Here is a 17,720-nt window from a genome sequence, read left to right on the forward strand (position 1 = left end):
CGCTACTGGAGTCGGAAAGACCTATTTAGTCGGCCCCAGCAGTTGTACGTAATGGACGGGAAGGGGCTTCGAGCCCTGGTATGTGCACTCGTCGTCGTCTGGTGTACGGTTGCGGTGGGCTGGTCCATGTCGGGTGCTGTGGTGGCGACCGACACGGCAACCGGTCAGTCGCTCGCGTCGACACAAGTGCCGGTGCACGAACAGGGTCAGGCTACGGGTCAGTTTGTGACTTCGTCACAGTCACTGTTACAGTCACAACAGCTACAGCCGCAGGTGCAAGACGACGCTCCCGATGCGAGTTCACATCTCAATAACTCGACCGAGACCCACATCAGCATCTTCCTCGAGGAGGATGGCTCTGCGACGGTCGAGGTTGACTATCGCTTCGAGGCGGGATCGGATGACTGGAACGAACTCGAGTCGGACGTCGAGGCCAATCCGGACGCGTATACTGCGCGAGAAGAAGCGGATTGGGAACAAGACGTCGAGGAAGCCCAGAACAGGACGAATCGAGAGATGAACATCTCGAACACCACGGTGACGACGACGACGAGTTCGGCGACGCCACAGGATCTCGGTCACGTCACGTTCACGTTCGAGTGGTCGTCGTTTGCAAACGTCGTGTTGAACCAGATCGAGGCGGGAGATGCACTCGCGGGCTGGTTTACACCCACCGAGGGGACGACGCTACAGATAATCCCGCCGGACGGATACGTGATCGAAGAGGCTGATCCGCAGCCGGCGGGGTCCTCGGAGGAGTCAGTTCTCTGGAACGGGGCCGAAACGGAATTTATCGAGGATCAGCCCATGATCGTCATGACCGAGGATAGCGAGACTGCCACGACGTCGGACGGAGCGGGTGAGGGGCTATCACTGTCGCGGCTGGTCATCGTTGCGACGCTCGTTGTGTTGGCGGCGGTCGGCGTCGGTATCGGAGCCGCCGCGTGGTGGACTCGGCGAGGCCCCGGGAACGGGAGCGGTTCCAGGTTCGGGTCCGGATCCAGTACTGACCCACGGTCCCGGCCACCGACAAGCGGGGCGGCGGGAGAGTCGGTAGAGGAGTCGTCGACCCCGGCTTCGGGTTCTCCTCGCGGAAACGGCGGTGGTTCCGGGTCGAATAGCCCGCCGCCGGAACTCTTGAGCAACGAAGAGCGCGTGCTTAAACTCCTCGAGAGATCCGGTGGCCGGATCAAACAGCAACAGGTCGTCTCCGAACTCGAGTGGACCGAAGCCAAGACGAGTCAGGTCGTCGGCGGGTTGCGAGAGGACGACGAGATCGACGTCTTCCGAATCGGGCGCGAAAACGTGCTGGCGCTGCCGGACGAAGCCGAGTCAGAACAGTAGTCGTCGTTGGTAGTTGGCAGCGATTTCGTTCCGTATTCTTGCGCTCGATCCCGCAAGCCACGATCGCTTTTGACTCTGCGTGCAACCCGGTGCAACATTTGCCCGACACGAGGATTTAATAGGGTCAAGTCTCGTAGGAGGGTGCAATGACGCAGTCCGCCGGTCTTGCAACTGCGTTCGCTTCTGTCGTGACCGGCGGGGCTGTCTCCCCGCGACCGCGACGACCGCGACCGGGCCTTTGAGCCCGTACTATCCCTTCCCCCACGTTCCATGCTGTTTCCCAAATTGATAGGTAATTCCTATTTTTCCGGTTAGCGTCCGCTCTCTCCATAAATTACAACAATTGAAGCAATGAATTTAAGTATATCCCTCGGTTCTGTTCGGATATGACACGCGTTGCACTCGCGTTCTCGGGTGGACTGGACACGACCGTCTGTGTCCCGTTGCTCGAGGAAGAGTACGGATACGACGAGGTCATCGGCGTCACCGTCGACGTCGGCCAACCGGCCTCGGAGTTCGACGAAGCAGAAGAGACCGCAGAAGCGCTCGATCTAGATCACTACGTCGTCGACGCCAAAGCCGAGTTCGCCGACCTCTGTTTCGACAGCGTTCGCGCGAACGCGACCTACCAGGGCTACCCGCTCGGGACGGCGCTCGCTCGTCCCGTCATCGCCGAGGCGATCCTGCAGGTCGCTCAAGAACAGGACTGTGACGGCATCGCTCACGGCTGTACGGGCAAAGGGAACGACCAGCTCCGCTTCGAAGCCGTCTGGCGCGACTCCGACCTCGAAGTCATCGCCCCCGTGCGCGAACTCGGACTCACGCGCGAGTGGGAACAGGAGTACGCCGACGACAAGGACCTCCCCGTCGAGGGCGGCAGCGGCGGCGACTGGTCGATCGACACCAACCTCTGGAGTCGCTCCGTCGAGGGCGACGAACTCGAGGACCCGAGTTACGTCCCGCCCACGGACATCTACGACTGGACGGACGAACCGTCCGGCGAGAGCGAGGAAATCGAGATCACTTTCGAGGCGGGGTACCCCGTCGCCGTCGACGGCGAGGAGTACGATTCCGTCTCGCTCATCGAGCACCTGAACGAACTCGCCGGATCCTACGGCGTCGGTCGCACGGACTCGATGGAAGATCGCATGCTCGGGCTGAAAGTCCGCGAGAACTACGAGCACCCCGCCGCCACGACGCTTCTCAACGCCCACGAAGCCCTGGAAGGGCTCGTGCTCACCCAGGAAGAGCGCGAGTTCAAGCAGCTGATCGATCAGCGCTGGTCGAAGAAGGGCTACGAGGGACTGGTCGACGCGCCGCTCGTCGGTGCACTCGAGGGCTTCATCGCCCAAACCCAGCGGCGCGTCACCGGCACCGTCACGGTTCGCTTCGAGGGTGGCACGGCTCGCCCGGTCGCCCGCGATAGCGAGTTCGCGGCGTACTCGGCCGAACACGCGTCCTTCGACACGGAAACGGTCGGCAAGATCAAGCAGGAGGACGCCACCGGCGTCGCGAAGTACCACGGCTTCCAGCGCCGCCTCGCGAACGCGGTGACCGACGACGACGCGGACGCCGAGACGGTCGAACTCGCCACCGACGGAGGCGAGGAGTAGTCATGTCCGAGGAGAGCGCTCGCGGCGGAGCCGACGGAGACGAGTCGGGCGTCGTCCGGCGAGACCGCTTCAGCGGCGGCCCCGCCCGGAGTTTCCTCTCCTCGCTTGCGGCGGACGAACGGATCTTCGAGGCCGATCTCGAAGTCGATCGCGCACACACCCTCATGCTCGCGGAGCAAGGGATTATCGACGCGGAGACGGCGGGGTCGATTCTGACCGCGCTCGATGCGATCGAAGTCGCCGGCCACGACTCGCTGCCCGACGGCGAGGACGTTCACGAGGCCATCGAGACGGCCGTCATCGACCGCGTCGGTGCGGACGGCGGCATGATGCACACCGCGCGCTCGCGCAACGACGAGGTCGCGACCTGCATTCGCTACCGCCTGCGCGAGGACGTCCTCGACGCGATCGAGACGACGCTTGCACTGCGCCAATCGTTGCTCGATGTTGCGGACACGCACGCAGAAACGATCATGCCGGGGTACACTCACCTTCAGCCCGCCCAGCCGACCACCGTCGCTCACTGGGCGCTCTCCTACGAGGGGGCCGTCCGTCGCGACACCGAACGGTTACTCGAGGCCTACGCCCGGATCAACGAGTCCCCCCTCGGCGGAGCGGCCTTCGCGGGGACGACCTTCGACGTCGACCGCGAGTTCACCGCGTCCCTGCTCGGGTTCGACGGCGTGGTTGTGAACTCGATGGACGCCGCCTCGAGCCGGGATTTCCTGCTCGAGACGACCCAGGCGCTGTCGACCCACGCGACGACGCTGTCCGGCCTCGCGGAGGATCTGATCATCTTCGCGAACCGCGGTTTCGTTTCCATCGCGGACGATTATTCCTCGACCTCGTCGATCATGCCCCAGAAGAAAAATCCCGACACGCTCGAACTCGTCCGCGCGGTTGCGGGCGATGCGGCCGGGAACGTCCAGGGGCTGACGACGACGCTGAAGGGACTGCCTCGGGCCTACAATCGTGATTTGCAGCGCGCGACGACCCACGCGTGGGAGACCGTCGATGCGGCGGTCGAGGCGAGCGAGGTTGCGGCCGGCGCGATCGCGACGGCGGACTGGAACGAGGAGGCGCTGACCGCGGAAGCTGGCGCGGGCTTCTCGACGGCGACCGGCGTCGCCGACCTGCTCGCGGCGAACGGGCTGCCGTTCAGGACGGCTCACGAACTGGTCGCTACTGCCGCCGAAAATAGCTCGGACTACGACGCGCTCGACGCTGCCGCCGAAGACGTTCTCGGCGAACCGCTCGGGTCTTACGTCGACCCCGATGCCGTCGCGGACGCGCTCGATCCCGCCGAAAGCGTTGCGAGCCGCAACTCACGGGGTGGGCCGGCCCCCGAAGCGACGGCACCACAGCTCGAATCGGGCCGCGATGCGCTCGATGCCGACGAGTCGACTCACTCTGAACTCGCCGCCGAACTCGAGACGGCACACACGGCGTTGCGCGAGGAGGTGAACGACTATGTCTGAGTCACCGTTGTCGTCGCCAATTTCGCCCCCGCGACCGCCGTCCCCTTGAGGGGACAATATACACCATACGTGACATACAAAATGAAAACGGTCGCGCTGTAGCTATTTTATACCGTTAGCGGGAAGTACAGTCTTATAATTTATATTATAGATCCGGTGGATTTAAGGTGGTATGGCTCCCAGGTGAGAATACAATGACAGAATGCGTCGAATGTGGGGCCGAAGTGTCCCTGCACGACACTCTGGAAGTCGGAGAGATCGTTGACTGTACGACCTGCGGAGCCGAGCTGGAAGTCGTCGACACCGAGCCGCCAGTCCTCGAGCGAGCCCCCGAGCTCGAAGAGGACTGGGGTGAGTGACCTTGCAGATAGGAATCCTCTACTCCCGGATCCGCAAGGACGAGAAGCTCCTCCTCGCAGAGCTTCGCGAGCGCGACCACGAGATCACGAAGATCGATATTCGCAAGCACGAGTTCACCGTCGGCGAGGTACCCGACGCGTTCGCCGACCTCGATCTCGTCGTCGATCGCTGTCTCGCCACGAGCCGGAGCCTGTACGCCACGCAGTTCTTCGAGGCGTACGGGATTCCCGTGGTCAACAGCCACGAGACGGCCGATATCTGTGCGGACAAGGCGAAAAACAGTCTCGCGCTCGAACGGGCGGGCGTGCCCACGCCCGAAACGAAAGTCGCCTTCACGAAGGAGACGGCGATGGAGGCCATCGAGGACTTTGGCTACCCCTGCGTCCTCAAACCCGTCGTCGGCTCGTGGGGACGCCTGATGGCCAAGATCGATTCGCCTGACGCCGCGGAGGCGATCTTAGAGCACAAAGCGACGCTCGGACACTACGAGCACAAGGTGTTCTACGTCCAGGAGTTCGTCGAGAAACCCGGGCGGGATATCCGCGTGCTCGCAATCGACGGCGAGCCGGTCGCCGGGATGGTCCGCTCGTCGGATCACTGGATCACGAACGCCGCGAAGGGAGCGGAGACCGACGTCTTCGAACTCGATGACGAGGCCGAGGACCTCGTCCAGACGGCCAGCGACGCCGTCGGCGGCGGGCTGCTGGGCGTCGATCTCATGGAAACCGAAGATGGATACACCGTCCACGAGGTCAACCACACCGTCGAGTTCAAGGCGCTCAACGACGCCGTCGAGACCGATGTCGCCGGCACCGTCGTCGACTGGCTCGAGGAGAAGGCCGCCGAGAACGCCGCGCAGGAACTCGAGGTGACCCTCTGATGGCAGTCGGTACCGACGCGGACGCGAGCGCGGCCGAATCCGCCGAGACCGTCACCGCGACCGTCATCGGTGGCAGCGGATTTACCGGCGGCGAACTCCTGCGGTTGCTCGCCGGCCATCCGAACGTTGAACTCGCGGAGGTCACCAGCCGGTCGAAGGCCGGCAAGAGCGTCGGCTCCGTGCACCCGCCGCTGCGGGGGGCGGACCTGCGCTTTACCGAGCCCGAGAATCTGGAGAGCGTCGACGTGCTGTTTGCCGCGACGCCACACGGCGTTTCGATGGGACGGGTGGACGAGTTCTTCGAGATCGCAGATACCGTGGTCGACCTCTCGGCCGATTTTCGCCTCGACACCGAGGAGCAGTACGTCGAATGGTACGACGGCCACGATGCGCCCGAGTACTTAGCGAAGGCCGAATACGCCCTGCCCGAGATCAACCGCGAAAACCTCGACGGAGCCGACCTCATTGCGGGCGGCGGCTGCAACGCCACCGCCACGATTCTGGGTCTCTACCCGCTGTTCGAGCACGACATCTTGGAGGGAGGAGAGCAAGTCGTGGTCGACGTGAAGGTCGGCTCCTCCGAGGGCGGCGCGGGCGGCGGCGAAGCCTCCTCCCATCCGGAGCGGTCGGGCGTCGTCCGCCCCTACGCGCCGACGAGCCACCGCCACGAGGCCGAAATCGAGCAGTTCCTCGGCACCGCCGTGGCGTTCACCTGCCACGCCGTGGACATGGTTCGGGGCGCGAGCGCGACGAGCCACGTCTTTCCGAGTTCGCCCGTGTCGAAGGGCGACCTCTGGCAGGCGTATCGCGGTTGCTACGAGGACGAACCGTTCGTCCGCACGGCCGCCGGTGGCTCCGGCGTCTACCGCTATCCCGAGCCGAAGTCGGTTGCGGGAACGAACGTCGCCGAGGTCGGCTTCGAACTCGATCCGCAGAACGAGCGCGTCGTCGTTTTCTCGGCGATCGATAACATGATGAAGGGCTCGGCGGGTCAGGCGGTCCACGCCGCTAACGTGGCGCTCGGCTTCGAGGAGACGGCCGGACTCGAGTTCACGGGACTACATCCCGTGGGGGCACCATAATGACGACCGTCGTCAAGGTCGGCGGCGCACGCGCCGTCAATCCGGAAGGCGCGCTCGCGGACGTCGCGAGCCTCGTCGAAGCGGACGAAAACGTGGTACTCACCCACGGCGGTTCGACGGCCGTCGACGAGACCCTTGCGGAACTCGGCGAGGAACCCACCTACGTCGAAACGCCCGGCGGCGTCGTCGGTCGGTTCACCGACGAGGACACGATGGACGTCTTCAAGATGGTGATGCCCGGCAAGCTCAACACCGACCTCGTGGAGTCGCTCCAGAACGAGGGCGTGAACGCGGTCGGTCTCTCGGGCACCGACGGCAAGCTGCTCGAGGGCAAGCGCAAATCCGCCGTTCGCGTCAAAGAGGACGGCAAGAAGAAGATTAAGCGCGGCGACCACTCGGGAACGATCGACTCGGTCAACGCTGACCTGCTCGAGACGATCCTCGCGGGCGGCTACACGCCGGTCGTCTCCGTCCCGGTGCTCGGACGGGAAACAGAGGGTGGTTACACTGCGGTCAACGCCGACGCCGACCGCGCCGCCGCCGCGATCGCGGGTGCGCTCGAAGCCGATCTGGTCGTCCTGACCGACGTCTCGGGTATCTACGAGGACCCCGACGACGAGTCGACGAAGATCGCATCGGCCGCCACGCCCGCCGAGTTCAGCGCGGTCAAAGACGCGGCGGAGGGCTTCATGACGAAGAAGGTCATGGCGGCCGAAGAGGCCCTGGAGGGAGGTGCCGCATCGGTTACCGTTGCGTCGGCGAACGCGGCCGAGCCGATTACGAGCGCGCTCGCGGGTGCGGGAACGACGCTCGAACCCGGCGTGATCGCCGGTGCGGACGCGAACGAGACAGAGACAGCGAACACGGAGGCCACACAATGAGCGGATTCGTCTTCTCCGAGAAACCGATCAGTATCGCATCCGGCGAGGGCGCGACGCTCACCGCCGAGAACGGGACCGAATACCTCGACTTCGGCGCGAGCTACGCCTGCACGCCGACCGGCCACTGTCACCCCGACGTGGTCGACGCGATTCGGGAACAGGCCGCCGAGTTGCTGTACGTTCAGGGTTCGTACCCGGTCCAGTCGCGGACCGATCTCCACGAGAAACTGGGGGCGCTCGCGCCCGGCGGGATCGAGAACGTCTGGCTCTGTAACTCCGGGACCGAGGCCAACGAGGCCGCCCTGAAGTTCGCCCGGAGCGCGACCGACGGAACGAAGATCGTCGCCGCCAAGCGCGCCTTCCACGGCCGCACCGCCGGCACCCTGTCGGCGACCTGGAAACCGAAGTACAAGAAACCCTTCGAGCCGCTGCTCGAAGACCAGATCGAGTTCGTCACCTACGGCGACGCGACTGAACTCGAGGACGCGGTCGACGACGAAACGGCGGCCGTTATCCTCGAACCCATCCAGGGCGAGGGTGGCATTCACCCCGCGCCGGCGGGCTATCTCGAGGCGGCCCGCGAGTGCACCGAGGCGACCGACACCGCGCTGATCTTCGACGAGATCCAGACCGGGATCGGTCGCACGGGGAATCTGTGGGCTTGTGACGGCTACGGCGTGACGCCCGATATCCTGACGACCGCGAAGGGGATCGCGAGCGGCCTGCCGATGGGGGCGACGCTCTGTGCGGACTGGGTCGCCGAGGCGGCGGGACCGCACGGCTCGACGTTCTCCGGCAACCCCCTCGTTTCGGCTGCAGCGAACGCCACGCTCGACGCGGTCGTCGACGAGGACCTGCCGGGTAACGCCGCCGAAGTCGGCGGCTACCTGCGGGACGAACTGGCCGCGCTCGACGTGCCGATTCGCGACGTTCGCGGCGAGGGGTTGATGGTCGGCGTCGAAGTGAAGCGCGGAGCCAATCGGGTGCTGCGGGACCTCGCACTCGAACACCAAGTGCTCGCCCTGCCGGCCGGCCGGAGCGTCGTCCGCCTGCTGCCGCCGCTGGTGCTCGAGGAGGAGCACGCCGATCAGGTCGTGACGGCGCTCGCGGACGTGCTCGCGCCCAAAGCCGAATCGCAATCATGAGTACGACGATGACCGATCCCGACCCGGTATCGTTCGCGGACGCTCGCGAACTGCTGGTCGACCTCGTCTCGATCCCCTCGCCGTCGGGCCAAGAACGCGACGCGGCGGAGCGCCTCGCCGCGTTCTTCGAGGCCCACGACCGCGAGGTCCGGATCGACGAGGTTGGTAACGTCCGCGCGCCGGCGGACGATTCGGTGCTGTTGACCTCCCACATCGATACCGTCCCCGGTGAGATTCCGGTCGAGGTCGAATCGGCGGACGAAGCGGACGAGGAAGACGACATCGCCGATGAAGGAACGGGCGTTCTCTGGGGTCGCGGCAGCGTCGACGCGACCGGGCCGCTGGCCGCGATGGCCGCGGCCGCGGTCCGCACCGGCGTCTCGTTCGTCGGCGTCGTCGGCGAGGAGACGAACTCCCGCGGCGCGCGCCACCTGGTCGCCGACCGCGAGGAACCGGACGCCGTCGTCAACGGGGAACCCAGCGGCGCGACGGGGATCACCCTCGGCTATCGCGGCTTCCTCTCGGGAACGTACGTCGCGACCAGCGAGTCCGGCCACACCTCCCGCCCCGAACCCAACGCGATCCAGCACGCGACGAGCTGGTGGACGAGCGTCGAGGAAGCGTTCGAGCAAGACGAGTACCAGCCCGTCTTCGAGCGCGTGACGACCAAACCCGTCGCTATCGACGGCGGCATCACCGACGACGGCCTCTCCGTCGAAGCCACGCTCGACGTGCAACTGCGCGTGCCACCGACGCTCGACGTCGAGACGGTTCGCGAGACCGCCGAGGCACCGCTCGAAATCGGCACCGTCACCTGGGCCGACCCGATCCCGCCGGTGATGGAAAGTCCGCGGACCGAAGTCGCCCGCGCGTTCCGTGCGGCGATCCGGGAGGAAGACGGCGAGCCGCGGCTTCTGCGCAAGACCGGCACCAGCGACATGAATCTCTTCGCCGGCGCGTGGGACTGCCCGATGGCGACCTACGGCCCCGGCAACTCCGAACTCGATCACGCTCCCGACGAACGCCTCTCGCTCGCCGAGTTCGACCGGTCCGTCGCGGTGCTCACCCGCGTCGCGACGACGCTTACAGGAGGTGACGACTAGTGTCTCAATCCCAACCCCAGTCCCCGTCTCCGTCCGACCCGGAACCGCGGCACTTCCTCGAGATCGACGACGTCTCACACGAGGAACTGCTCGAGATCCTCGATCGGGCGGACGATCTCAAGCACGCACAGCAAACCGGCGAGCCGCACGAAGCGCTCGACGGACAGACGCTCGGAATGATCTTCCAGAAGCCGAGCACGCGCACCCGCGTCTCGTTCGAAACGGGAATGACCCAACTCGGCGGTCACGCCGTCTTCCTCGGCGCGGACGACATCCAACTGGGCCGCGGCGAACCGCTGAAGGATACCTCGCGGACCCTCTCGCGGTACGTCGACGTCGTGATGGCGCGGCTGTTCAAACACGACAACGTCGAGGTGCTCGCGGCGAACTCGTCGGTGCCGGTCGTCAACGGACTCACCGACGACGCTCACCCCTGCCAGACGCTCGCCGATCTGCTGACGATCCGCGAGCAGGAAGGGGGGTTCGACGACGTTTCCGTCGCCTGGATCGGCGACGGCAACAACGTCGGTCAGTCGTTCGTGATCGGTGCCGCGATGACCGACATGGACCTGACGGTGGCGACGCCCGAGGGCTACGGTATCGACGACGGCGTCATCGATCGTGCGCAGGAACTCGGCGGCGATCCGACGATCACGACCGATCCGGTCGAGGCGGCCACTGACGCTGACATTATCTACACCGACGTCTGGATCAGTATGGGCCAGGAGGACGAACGCGACGTACGCATGGAGGCCTTCGAAGGCTTCCAGGTCTGTTCGGACCTGCTCGAACACGCCCCAGAGGCGTCGGTCATGCACTGTCTGCCGGCCCACCGCGGCGAAGAAATCACCGACGAGGTCATCGAAAGCGACCGGTCGATCGTCTTCGATCAGGCCGAAAACCGTCTCCACGCCCAGAAGGCGTTACTCCAGTGGCTGCTCGATTGAGATCGACGCTACCGGTCATTTCGTCCCGGTAAATCGCTGTTTTTCGCGAGTCAATACGCTGTTGTTCCGTTCTCGAAAGAAGTCAGCAGGAAGAACAATCTAGAAGAATTATGTGTGTGAACGCGATCCTCCTGGAGTGGCATGTCGTTCAAACTGCTGTTTGCCCTGTTCATCATGTTCCTGGGTCCCGCGGTGCTGATGGGGCTCATCGTAATGTAGGATGGGGGAATCGCGAGCGAATCCGGGCACACCACACTGTCCCGATGACACACCACTCGGCTTTCCGGGACGCTTTTTGCCGATCGCATCCTGCAACGGGCGGGCGATCCTGCAACGGGCGAGCGATCCTGCAACGGGCGAGCGATCCTGCAACGGGCGAGCGATCCTGCAACGGACGAGCGATCACACCGGCGCTCGCGGACGCGAGCACGCGCGAACACGAGCCGAACGGGGGTATCTGCCGAATCCACGTGCTTTTTGCCGGTTGCTCCCCTCCCGAACGACAGAACGATAATGAGTCTCAGTCTCTCTGCCGACCAACCGGCAGCCCCTGCCGACGCCGACGACGGCGTCTGGCTCGAGTGCATCGAGTGCGGCGAGACGTTCGCCCCGTTCGCGGACATCCGCTACACCTGCGACGAGTGCGATAGCTTGCTCGAGGTTCGCTACGACGACCTGCCGACGTTCGAGGACTTCGCGGGCGAAGGCCAGGGCGTCTGGCGCTACGCCGACACCCTCCCGCTCGATGCGGGCGTCTCGATCCAGGAGGGTGCCACGCCGCTGTACGAGGCCCCGCAGCTCGAGGCCGATATCGGGCTCGAGGCCCTGCGGATCAAACACGAGGGGATGAATCCAACCGGCTCGTTCAAGGACCGCGGCATGACCGTCGGCGTCGCCGTCGCGACCGAACTCGGCGTCGACCGCCTCGCCTGCGCCTCGACCGGCAACACGAGCGCCGCGCTCGCCGCCTACGGCTCCCGCGGCGGCATGGAAACGCTCGTGTTGCTTCCGGCGGGGAAGGTCGCCGCCGGCAAAATCGCCCAGGCCAGCCTCCACGGTGCCCGAATCCTGGAGGTCGACGGCAACTTCGACGCCTGCCTCGACATCGTCCAGGAACTCGCCGGCCAGGGTGAGGCCTACCTGCTGAACTCGCTGAACCCCTTCCGGCTCGAAGGGCAGAAGACGATCGGCCTCGAAATCCTGGAGGGCTTTCTCGCGGACTACGACGCCGTCCCGGACCGGATCGTCCTCCCGGTCGGCAACGCCGGCAACACCGCCGCGCTGTACAAAGCCTTTCGTGAACTCGTGCAAGCGGGTGCGCTCGAGGAGGACGACGTTCCGAAACTGGTCGGCGTGCAGGCCGAGGGTGCGGCCCCGATGGTCGAGGCCGTCGAGAACGGCGCGGACGAGGTTCGGCGCTGGGACGACGTCGAGACGCGCGCGACGGCGATCCGGATCGGCAACCCGGTTAACGCACCGAAGGCGTTGCCGGGCATTCGCGAAACCGGCGGCACCGCGATCTCGGTCACCGACGAGGAGATCACCGCGGCACAGCGCGACCTCGCCGGCGAAGGGATCGGCGTCGAACCGGCCTCTGCCGCATCCGTCGCGGGACTGCGAAAACTCCGCGCTGAGGGGATCGTCACCGACGACGAACGCGTCGCCTGCTTGACGACGGGCCACCTGCTCAAAGACCCCGACGCGGCCGCCGCTGCGGGGAGCGAACCGGAATCGGTACCAGCCGAGACGGCAGGCGTACTCGAGCACCTCCAGCGCTGACCGCCGATCTGGGGCTCTCAACCAGTAATCGCCGCACAACCTACAGTAGACGCGTCTGACGCCCGACTGACTGACCTTTTTCCCCGGGAGCGATGTACCGTCCGAGTCGCCATGTCCGTCGAGTATCGGTCCCTCGAACAGCCCGCTACCATCGCTACCGACCCCGACGAATACGCTCGAACGTCCCGTTTCGCGTTCACCGGCCGCGTTTACCCCGGTCGCGCCCCTCCTCGGAAACCGGTATCGCTCTCGATACGATCGTCCCCGAACGCGAGACACCCGCTTCCCGCCAGAATCGAACGAGTTCACCTCCGTGCCCGGATCGCCGCACTCGAACGCGAACTGACGATCCGTGACCGCCAGCGCCGGGAGTTGATCACGCAGTACGAACGTGAACTCGAGGGGCGACAGGATCACGACTGCAGTCAGAAGCAGCGTCACCGTGGCGAGGAGGATGACCGCTCCGGCCGGTCCGACCGGTCTGATTTCACGCAGGCGCGCCAGTCGCGACAGACACGGACCAAACGCACGGGTCTACTTCAGCGAGTTCTCGATCGGTGGCACCAACACCGGCACTCGAAGTGAGCGATCCGGGTTCAGTCGGAGCGACCGACTGATTCCGATTGCCCGTCCACCGTAGCCGTCGTGTCGGCTGCGGTTTCGCGGACGAACTCGATGAAGTTCTCGAAGACGAGTTTCGCCTCGCAGGCGGCGGCGTAGTTCTCGTCGGTGATTTCGGCGAGGACGGCGTCGCGGCGGTCGGGGTCGAGGTCCTTGCGGTGGACGAGTTCGCGGGCGGTCTTCGTATCGTACTCGGGGTGGAACTGGACGCCGAAGACCCGGCCTTTGCGGAAGCCGTGATTCGAGTACTCGTTTTCGGCGAGCGGGGTTGCGCCGGGCGGCAGTTCGGTAACCGCGTCGGCGTGGCTCGTAAAGGCCGTGAACGTCTGGGCGATGCCGTCGAACAGTCGGGAGTTCCCGTGGTGGTCGATCTCGCTGTAGCCGACCTCGTAGGCCCCCATGTCCTCGACGGTGCCGCCGAGTACGTCGGCCAGGAGTTGGTGCCCCCAACAGATGCCGAGTGCAGGCATCCCCTGTTCGAGGGCCTCGCTGACCCACTCTTTGGCGGCATCGATCCACGCTTCCTCCCAGTAGACGGACGACCGCGAACCGGTGACGACGAGGCCATCGAACTCGTGGTGCGGGGGGAGCTCGCCGTCGGTGACATCGAACTCGGCCAGCGAGGCGTCGAGTTCGCGGCGGAAGTTTCGCGTCGTGTTCGCGTCCTCGTGGGCCGCGTTCAGGACGGCGATACGAACGTGACTCATACTGTGTCGTGTAGTGGCCGTGCTGGACGGATATTCTTTCCGCCCATCGTCCCCGATGCGGTATTGGCTGTCGAATCCGGTATCATCTGTCAAGACCGATACCGCCTGTCGAGTCGCCAGTCGCTGCCGCGTGCAGTTCCGGCACCCGGATCGTAGAGCGGTCAGTAATCGCTGAAGAACCCGAACTCTTCGCCGCTCCGATTGATGTACTCTGTTTCCAGTACGTCGCTGACGGTCCGTCCGAGGTCGTCGAGTTCTTCTTCGATACCTTGCCGTTCGCCCCGTTCGAGCGGGTCACCGGACGGCGTTGTCAGATCCGTGGGGACGGTTGGCGCTCGGTAGCCGACGTCTTCCGTGGCCATGTTCCAATAAAAATCGAACTCGTCTATCAGCCCGCGGTCGCGCACGAGTCGGAACTCATCGACTGCCATATACGTATCGTCACGCCACTCGTTGAAACCGTCCTCCCACGCACCTTCTTGGAGGAACGTCGCTAACGCTTCGTGCGGTGTGTTGTCTCCTGATCGGTACTCCGGTTCGTCGACGGCATCGTAGTCGCCCGGATCCTGTGGTCTGTCGAGCGCTGGCGGGTCGGGGATTTCGACATCGAGTGACATACGTCATCGTTCGCTCGATAGCTGTTTGGTAGTTTCTATCACTGTTCTAGTTACTCCAATTTCTAAGGCACTCCGACTAGCGACGTGATCCGTGACTTCGCCGATATGCGTCGGCTTACAGCGCCGTTTCCCGGTGTCGAGGCGGCGACCGACGTACGCAGTCGCGCTGGGAGGCGCTGCACGGGCCTTCGAGTGAGAGTTCAACGACACCGCACTCATCGTAGTCGGAGGCCGAAACCATAACGGTACCGCGCTTCCCAGGACCTGGTGTGTCACTCGCGTTCGTCTCCGCGACCGGGCCGGATCTCCTTCGGCTTCTCGCGCTTCCCGTCTTCGCCTGGACCGCCGTTCGGGATATCAAGACCAGGCGCGTTTCGAGTCACGTCTGGGTTCCGCTCTCGCTGCTCGGTGCGGGGACGCTTCTCTGGGAGGGAGTGCTCGCCTGGCGCGCCGGCGGGACGGCCTGGATCCACGAGTTCATCGTTCCGGCGACGGTGAGTTTAGGGTTGGTCGTGCCGCTTGCGTATCTGTTCTGGTGGGCCGGCGGCTTCGGGGGTGCCGATGCGAAGGCGTTGCTCGTTTTGGCGGTGGTGTTTCCGACGCAGCCGATCTACGCGATCGGATCGTGGACGACGCCGACGGTACCGACGCCGATCGGAACGTTCTCGTTTACGATCCTGACGAACGCCGTGCTGGTCGCGCTCGCGATCCCGATTCTCCTCGCGATTCGAAACGCTGCGGCGGGGCGGTTTACGTCGGTGATGGCGCTCGGTTGGCCGGTTTCCTGGGAGCGCCTGCCCGAGGCGCACGGTCAGTTGCTCGAGGGACCGGCCGGGCGCTCGACGAGCGGACTCGACCTCGATGCGCTGCGGATGTACCTGCGCTGGCGCGGCCTGACGCTCGCGGATATTCGCGAGTCGCCGGATCGGTATCGTGATCCGGCGACGCTGCCCGAGGAGCCGAATCCGCCGACTGACGGTGCCGTGGCGGCCGCCGTTCGAGCGGACGGCGGGGCTCCGACGGCAACTGCTGCGGCGGAGAGCCGTGCGACCGGCGATAAATCGCCCGAAAAGTGCGGTGATACTGCGTCGACGGGTCAGGTGGGTGACCACGACGATCCGTGGGGTGCCGACGCCTTCCTCGACGATATCGAGGGCACGGCCTACGGGACCGCTCCCGAACAGTTGCGCGCCGGACTGGAGGCGGTCACGACGGCCGAGACGGTCTGGATTTCGCCCGGAACGCCGTTTCTGGTGCCGATATTCTCCGGGCTGGTGATCGCACTCGGCTACGGCGACCTCCTCTTTGGCCTGCTCGGATCCTTCTAGCCCTGCACGTTCTGCACGCGTTGGAACAGCGGAACGAGCGCGGTCCAGAAGACGACGAAAGCGGCACCCGTCCCGATGATCGCGAGCCAAGCCAGCGGTACCTGACTCCCCGCACCTGCTCCGCCGGCGGTACTCGTTACTGCCGGAGGCCCACTCACGAGAACGGCGAACGTCCCCACGAACAGGCCGAGACAGACGAGGACGCTCCCGAGTTCAAGTGCCGCGGCGATGGGAAACGAGCGAACCGTGCCGACGAGTCTCTCGTACATCGTCGCTCACGCGCGTGACTCGATATCCGCCGCGATGTCGTCGAGTTCGTCGTCGGCGAGGTCGGGACGATCGCCGGCGATGGCGTGGATGGGGCCGCCGCCGTCGCCCTCGAAGCGCGGGACGATGTGGCAGTGGACGTGCGGGACTTCCTGGCCGGCGGCCTCGCCGTTGTTGAACGCGACGGTCGTCGCGTCGGCGTCGACGGCGTCCTCGACGGCGGGGACCATGCGGTGGATCGTCTCGTAGAGGTCTGTCGCGACATCGGCGGGAACGTCGTCCAGCCGTTCGAACTCGTCTCTTGGGACCACGAGCGTGTGGCCGGGCGCGAGCGGGTTGGCGTCGAGAAAGGCGACGGTCGTGCCGTCCTCGTAGACGATTCGGGCGGGGATTTCGCCCTCGATGATCTGGGTGAAGATCGTGCTCATACGCCAGTGTGTGTCGCCTCGCGGTAAGAAGGTTACCGCTGTGGTGTCACTTGCACGTCGAACTGTCCTGGTCGGATCGGCAGCACTCGTCTAGCGTCTCCCGGAGTGCGTCGAGGTACTCGTCCGGCTCGAAGCCGAGTCTGCCGATCCAGACGTCCTGATAGGAGGGGTGGAGGATCGGCACGAGCCAGGCGTCGAGGGGAGCACAGCGAAGCGGATCGAGGACGGTTTCGAGGAAGCCGTCGAGTTCACGATCGGCCGCCGCGAGGGCGGTTTTCGTCGCGTGTTTGCCGGTTGCGAGGACGACGGTGGGGTCGACGGCATCGATTTCGGCGAGGAGGTGGGGACGGCAGTTCGCGCGTTCTTCGGGGGTTGGCTCGCGGTTCGTCGCGGGGTCCTCGGGGTCGGCGGGGAAGCACTTGACGGCGTTGGTGTAGTAGGCGTCGTCGCCGTAGCCGACGCGGTCGAGCATCCGACGGATGCGCCGGCCGGAGTGGCGAGAGGTGTAGGCCTTGCCGGTCCAGTTGCCGCCGCGCCAGCGGTCGGCGTCGGGGTGGCCGTGGCCGGGGGCTTCGCCGACGACCAGGACGCTGGCGTCGAGGGAGCCGGTACCCCACGAGATGCACTCGCGGTTCTCGGTGAGCGCTGGACAGCGCGTACAGTTCGCCTCGAAGACGTGCCGCGAGTCGGGGAACTCGGGGTCGTCGGGGGCGTTCGAATCCGAATCAGGGTTAGCTGCTGGCACAGACGGGTGTACGTCTACAGGCGTTTAGCCCAGTCGGTCTGGATGTTCGATGCATGAAGGCAAGTCGAACGCTGGCATCGTGCGTGTCCCACGACGCGTTAGAACGATGCGCAAGTGAACAAATTTACCTTGGTGCCCTCTCTATGGAGTGTACATGGTTACGTTCAGCCTGGAATTACTCGTAGAAGCACTCCCGTTACTCCTCTATACCGTTATCGGTGGTCTACTAACAGTCGTCGGCGCTGCTGCGGAGTACGCGAGCCTGCAGCACTTCGGTGCCGGTGAGGCGACCGTTGCACTCTGGCTCGCCGCGATCGGCTGTGTGATGCTCTATGCGGGCGTCTACGGCATCGGCTACCAGAAATTGTTTTCTTCGACCAACTGAGCGGAGCGTC

Annotated in this window: 19 protein-coding genes; 14 read left to right on the forward strand and 5 right to left on the reverse strand. The window is 65.1% G+C overall.

The window, feature by feature from the left end:
• Window positions 1-51 precede the first annotated feature (51 nt).
• The 12 genes from C481_RS18970 (at window position 52) to C481_RS19025 (ending at window position 13,197) form a co-directional block, all read left to right on the forward strand.
• Window positions 52-1,344, forward strand: coding sequence for a helix-turn-helix transcriptional regulator (locus C481_RS18970; RefSeq protein ID WP_006110953.1), 1,293 nt, complete (start codon window positions 52-54; stop codon window positions 1,342-1,344).
• A gap of 386 nt (window positions 1,345-1,730) precedes the next feature.
• Window positions 1,731-2,957 carry an argininosuccinate synthase gene (locus tag C481_RS18975; RefSeq protein WP_006110954.1) on the forward strand — a complete coding sequence of 409 codons (1,227 nt, stop codon included), beginning with the start codon at window positions 1,731-1,733 and terminating at the stop codon, window positions 2,955-2,957.
• Window positions 2,958-2,959: 2 nt separating this feature from the next.
• Entirely contained in the window at window positions 2,960-4,435 is a 1,476-nt protein-coding gene (gene argH / locus C481_RS18980; protein WP_006110955.1) for an argininosuccinate lyase, read from the forward strand.
• A gap of 194 nt (window positions 4,436-4,629) precedes the next feature.
• The gene (gene lysW / locus C481_RS18985; protein WP_006110956.1) at window positions 4,630-4,794 is read left to right on the forward strand and encodes a lysine biosynthesis protein LysW; all 165 of its coding nucleotides are present in this window, start codon (window positions 4,630-4,632) and stop codon (window positions 4,792-4,794) included.
• Window positions 4,791-5,675, forward strand: a complete 885-nt coding sequence (gene lysX, locus C481_RS18990) for a lysine biosynthesis protein LysX (RefSeq protein WP_006110957.1) — start codon at window positions 4,791-4,793, stop codon at window positions 5,673-5,675. The genes lysW and lysX overlap by 4 nt, the downstream gene beginning before the upstream one ends.
• Window positions 5,675-6,757, forward strand: coding sequence for an N-acetyl-gamma-glutamyl-phosphate reductase (argC, locus tag C481_RS18995; RefSeq protein ID WP_006110958.1), 1,083 nt, complete (start codon window positions 5,675-5,677; stop codon window positions 6,755-6,757). Before lysX ends, argC begins: the two co-directional genes overlap by 1 nt.
• Entirely contained in the window at window positions 6,757-7,638 is an 882-nt protein-coding gene (locus tag C481_RS19000) for an acetylglutamate/acetylaminoadipate kinase (RefSeq protein WP_006110959.1), read from the forward strand. The genes argC and C481_RS19000 overlap by 1 nt, the downstream gene beginning before the upstream one ends.
• Window positions 7,635-8,783, forward strand: coding sequence for an aspartate aminotransferase family protein (locus tag C481_RS19005; protein ID WP_006110960.1), 1,149 nt, complete (start codon window positions 7,635-7,637; stop codon window positions 8,781-8,783). The genes C481_RS19000 and C481_RS19005 overlap by 4 nt, the downstream gene beginning before the upstream one ends.
• The gene (locus tag C481_RS19010) at window positions 8,780-9,886 is read left to right on the forward strand and encodes a [LysW]-lysine hydrolase (protein ID WP_006110961.1); all 1,107 of its coding nucleotides are present in this window, start codon (window positions 8,780-8,782) and stop codon (window positions 9,884-9,886) included. Before C481_RS19005 ends, C481_RS19010 begins: the two co-directional genes overlap by 4 nt.
• Window positions 9,886-10,833, forward strand: coding sequence for an ornithine carbamoyltransferase (argF, locus tag C481_RS19015; protein ID WP_006110962.1), 948 nt, complete (start codon window positions 9,886-9,888; stop codon window positions 10,831-10,833). The genes C481_RS19010 and argF overlap by 1 nt, the downstream gene beginning before the upstream one ends.
• Window positions 10,834-11,346: 513 nt before the next feature.
• Window positions 11,347-12,612 (forward strand): threonine synthase, encoded by a 1,266-nt coding sequence (thrC, locus tag C481_RS19020; RefSeq protein ID WP_006110963.1) that lies wholly within the window; start codon window positions 11,347-11,349, stop codon window positions 12,610-12,612.
• 111 nt (window positions 12,613-12,723) lie between these two features.
• Window positions 12,724-13,197 (forward strand): hypothetical protein, encoded by a 474-nt coding sequence (locus C481_RS19025; protein WP_006110964.1) that lies wholly within the window; start codon window positions 12,724-12,726, stop codon window positions 13,195-13,197.
• A gap of 11 nt (window positions 13,198-13,208) precedes the next feature.
• On the opposite strand, the gene C481_RS19030 is transcribed toward C481_RS19025, so the two are convergent.
• Both C481_RS19030 and C481_RS19035 read right to left on the reverse strand, forming a co-directional pair.
• Complete coding sequence (locus C481_RS19030; RefSeq protein WP_006110965.1) at window positions 13,209-13,940, reverse strand: type 1 glutamine amidotransferase; 732 nt, start codon at window positions 13,938-13,940, stop codon at window positions 13,209-13,211.
• 161 nt (window positions 13,941-14,101) lie between these two features.
• The gene (locus tag C481_RS19035) at window positions 14,102-14,557 is read right to left on the reverse strand and encodes a hypothetical protein (protein WP_006110966.1); all 456 of its coding nucleotides are present in this window, start codon (window positions 14,555-14,557) and stop codon (window positions 14,102-14,104) included.
• Between the two features lie 269 nt (window positions 14,558-14,826).
• On the opposite strand from C481_RS19035, the gene C481_RS19040 reads away from it, so the two are divergent.
• Window positions 14,827-15,885, forward strand: a complete 1,059-nt coding sequence (locus C481_RS19040) for an A24 family peptidase (RefSeq protein ID WP_006110967.1) — start codon at window positions 14,827-14,829, stop codon at window positions 15,883-15,885.
• Here the strand turns inward: C481_RS19040 and C481_RS19045 are convergent.
• Genes C481_RS19045 through C481_RS19055 form a run of 3 tightly spaced genes read right to left on the reverse strand, consistent with a single transcriptional unit; the run spans window position 15,882 to window position 17,325 of the window.
• The gene (locus C481_RS19045) at window positions 15,882-16,154 is read right to left on the reverse strand and encodes a hypothetical protein (RefSeq protein WP_006110968.1); all 273 of its coding nucleotides are present in this window, start codon (window positions 16,152-16,154) and stop codon (window positions 15,882-15,884) included. The genes C481_RS19040 and C481_RS19045 overlap by 4 nt on opposite strands.
• A gap of 6 nt (window positions 16,155-16,160) precedes the next feature.
• Window positions 16,161-16,580, reverse strand: coding sequence for an HIT family protein (locus C481_RS19050; RefSeq protein ID WP_006110969.1), 420 nt, complete (start codon window positions 16,578-16,580; stop codon window positions 16,161-16,163).
• 46 nt (window positions 16,581-16,626) lie between these two features.
• Window positions 16,627-17,325 carry a uracil-DNA glycosylase gene (locus C481_RS19055; protein ID WP_006110970.1) on the reverse strand — a complete coding sequence of 233 codons (699 nt, stop codon included), beginning with the start codon at window positions 17,323-17,325 and terminating at the stop codon, window positions 16,627-16,629.
• A gap of 154 nt (window positions 17,326-17,479) precedes the next feature.
• Here C481_RS19055 and C481_RS19060 point away from each other — a divergent pair, with 154 nt between their 5' ends.
• Window positions 17,480-17,710, forward strand: a complete 231-nt coding sequence (locus C481_RS19060) for a hypothetical protein (protein ID WP_006110971.1) — start codon at window positions 17,480-17,482, stop codon at window positions 17,708-17,710.
• Window positions 17,711-17,720: the final 10 nt, after the last annotated feature.

This window comes from Natrialba asiatica DSM 12278 (assembly GCF_000337555.1).
In the GTDB taxonomy this organism is placed as follows: Archaea; Halobacteriota; Halobacteria; order Halobacteriales; family Natrialbaceae; genus Natrialba; species Natrialba asiatica.

What these genes read in the sequence shown, in the direction of transcription:
- C481_RS18970 (WP_006110953.1), top strand. Translation starts at nt 52, where the DNA reads ATGGACGGGAAGGGGCTTCGAGCCCTGGTATGTGCACTCGTCGTCGTC.
- C481_RS18975 (WP_006110954.1), top strand. Translation starts at nt 1,731, where the DNA reads ATGACACGCGTTGCACTCGCGTTCTCGGGTGGACTGGACACGACCGTC.
- argH (WP_006110955.1), top strand. Translation starts at nt 2,960, where the DNA reads ATGTCCGAGGAGAGCGCTCGCGGCGGAGCCGACGGAGACGAGTCGGGC.
- lysW (WP_006110956.1), top strand. Translation starts at nt 4,630, where the DNA reads ATGACAGAATGCGTCGAATGTGGGGCCGAAGTGTCCCTGCACGACACT.
- argC (WP_006110958.1), top strand. Translation starts at nt 5,675, where the DNA reads ATGGCAGTCGGTACCGACGCGGACGCGAGCGCGGCCGAATCCGCCGAG.
- C481_RS19000 (WP_006110959.1), top strand. Translation starts at nt 6,757, where the DNA reads ATGACGACCGTCGTCAAGGTCGGCGGCGCACGCGCCGTCAATCCGGAA.
- C481_RS19005 (WP_006110960.1), top strand. Translation starts at nt 7,635, where the DNA reads ATGAGCGGATTCGTCTTCTCCGAGAAACCGATCAGTATCGCATCCGGC.
- C481_RS19010 (WP_006110961.1), top strand. Translation starts at nt 8,780, where the DNA reads ATGAGTACGACGATGACCGATCCCGACCCGGTATCGTTCGCGGACGCT.
- thrC (WP_006110963.1), top strand. Translation starts at nt 11,347, where the DNA reads ATGAGTCTCAGTCTCTCTGCCGACCAACCGGCAGCCCCTGCCGACGCC.
- C481_RS19025 (WP_006110964.1), top strand. Translation starts at nt 12,724, where the DNA reads ATGTCCGTCGAGTATCGGTCCCTCGAACAGCCCGCTACCATCGCTACC.
- C481_RS19030 (WP_006110965.1), bottom strand. Translation starts at nt 13,940, where the DNA reads ATGAGTCACGTTCGTATCGCCGTCCTGAACGCGGCCCACGAGGACGCG.
- C481_RS19035 (WP_006110966.1), bottom strand. Translation starts at nt 14,557, where the DNA reads ATGTCACTCGATGTCGAAATCCCCGACCCGCCAGCGCTCGACAGACCA.
- C481_RS19045 (WP_006110968.1), bottom strand. Translation starts at nt 16,154, where the DNA reads ATGTACGAGAGACTCGTCGGCACGGTTCGCTCGTTTCCCATCGCCGCG.
- C481_RS19050 (WP_006110969.1), bottom strand. Translation starts at nt 16,580, where the DNA reads ATGAGCACGATCTTCACCCAGATCATCGAGGGCGAAATCCCCGCCCGA.
- C481_RS19060 (WP_006110971.1), top strand. Translation starts at nt 17,480, where the DNA reads ATGGTTACGTTCAGCCTGGAATTACTCGTAGAAGCACTCCCGTTACTC.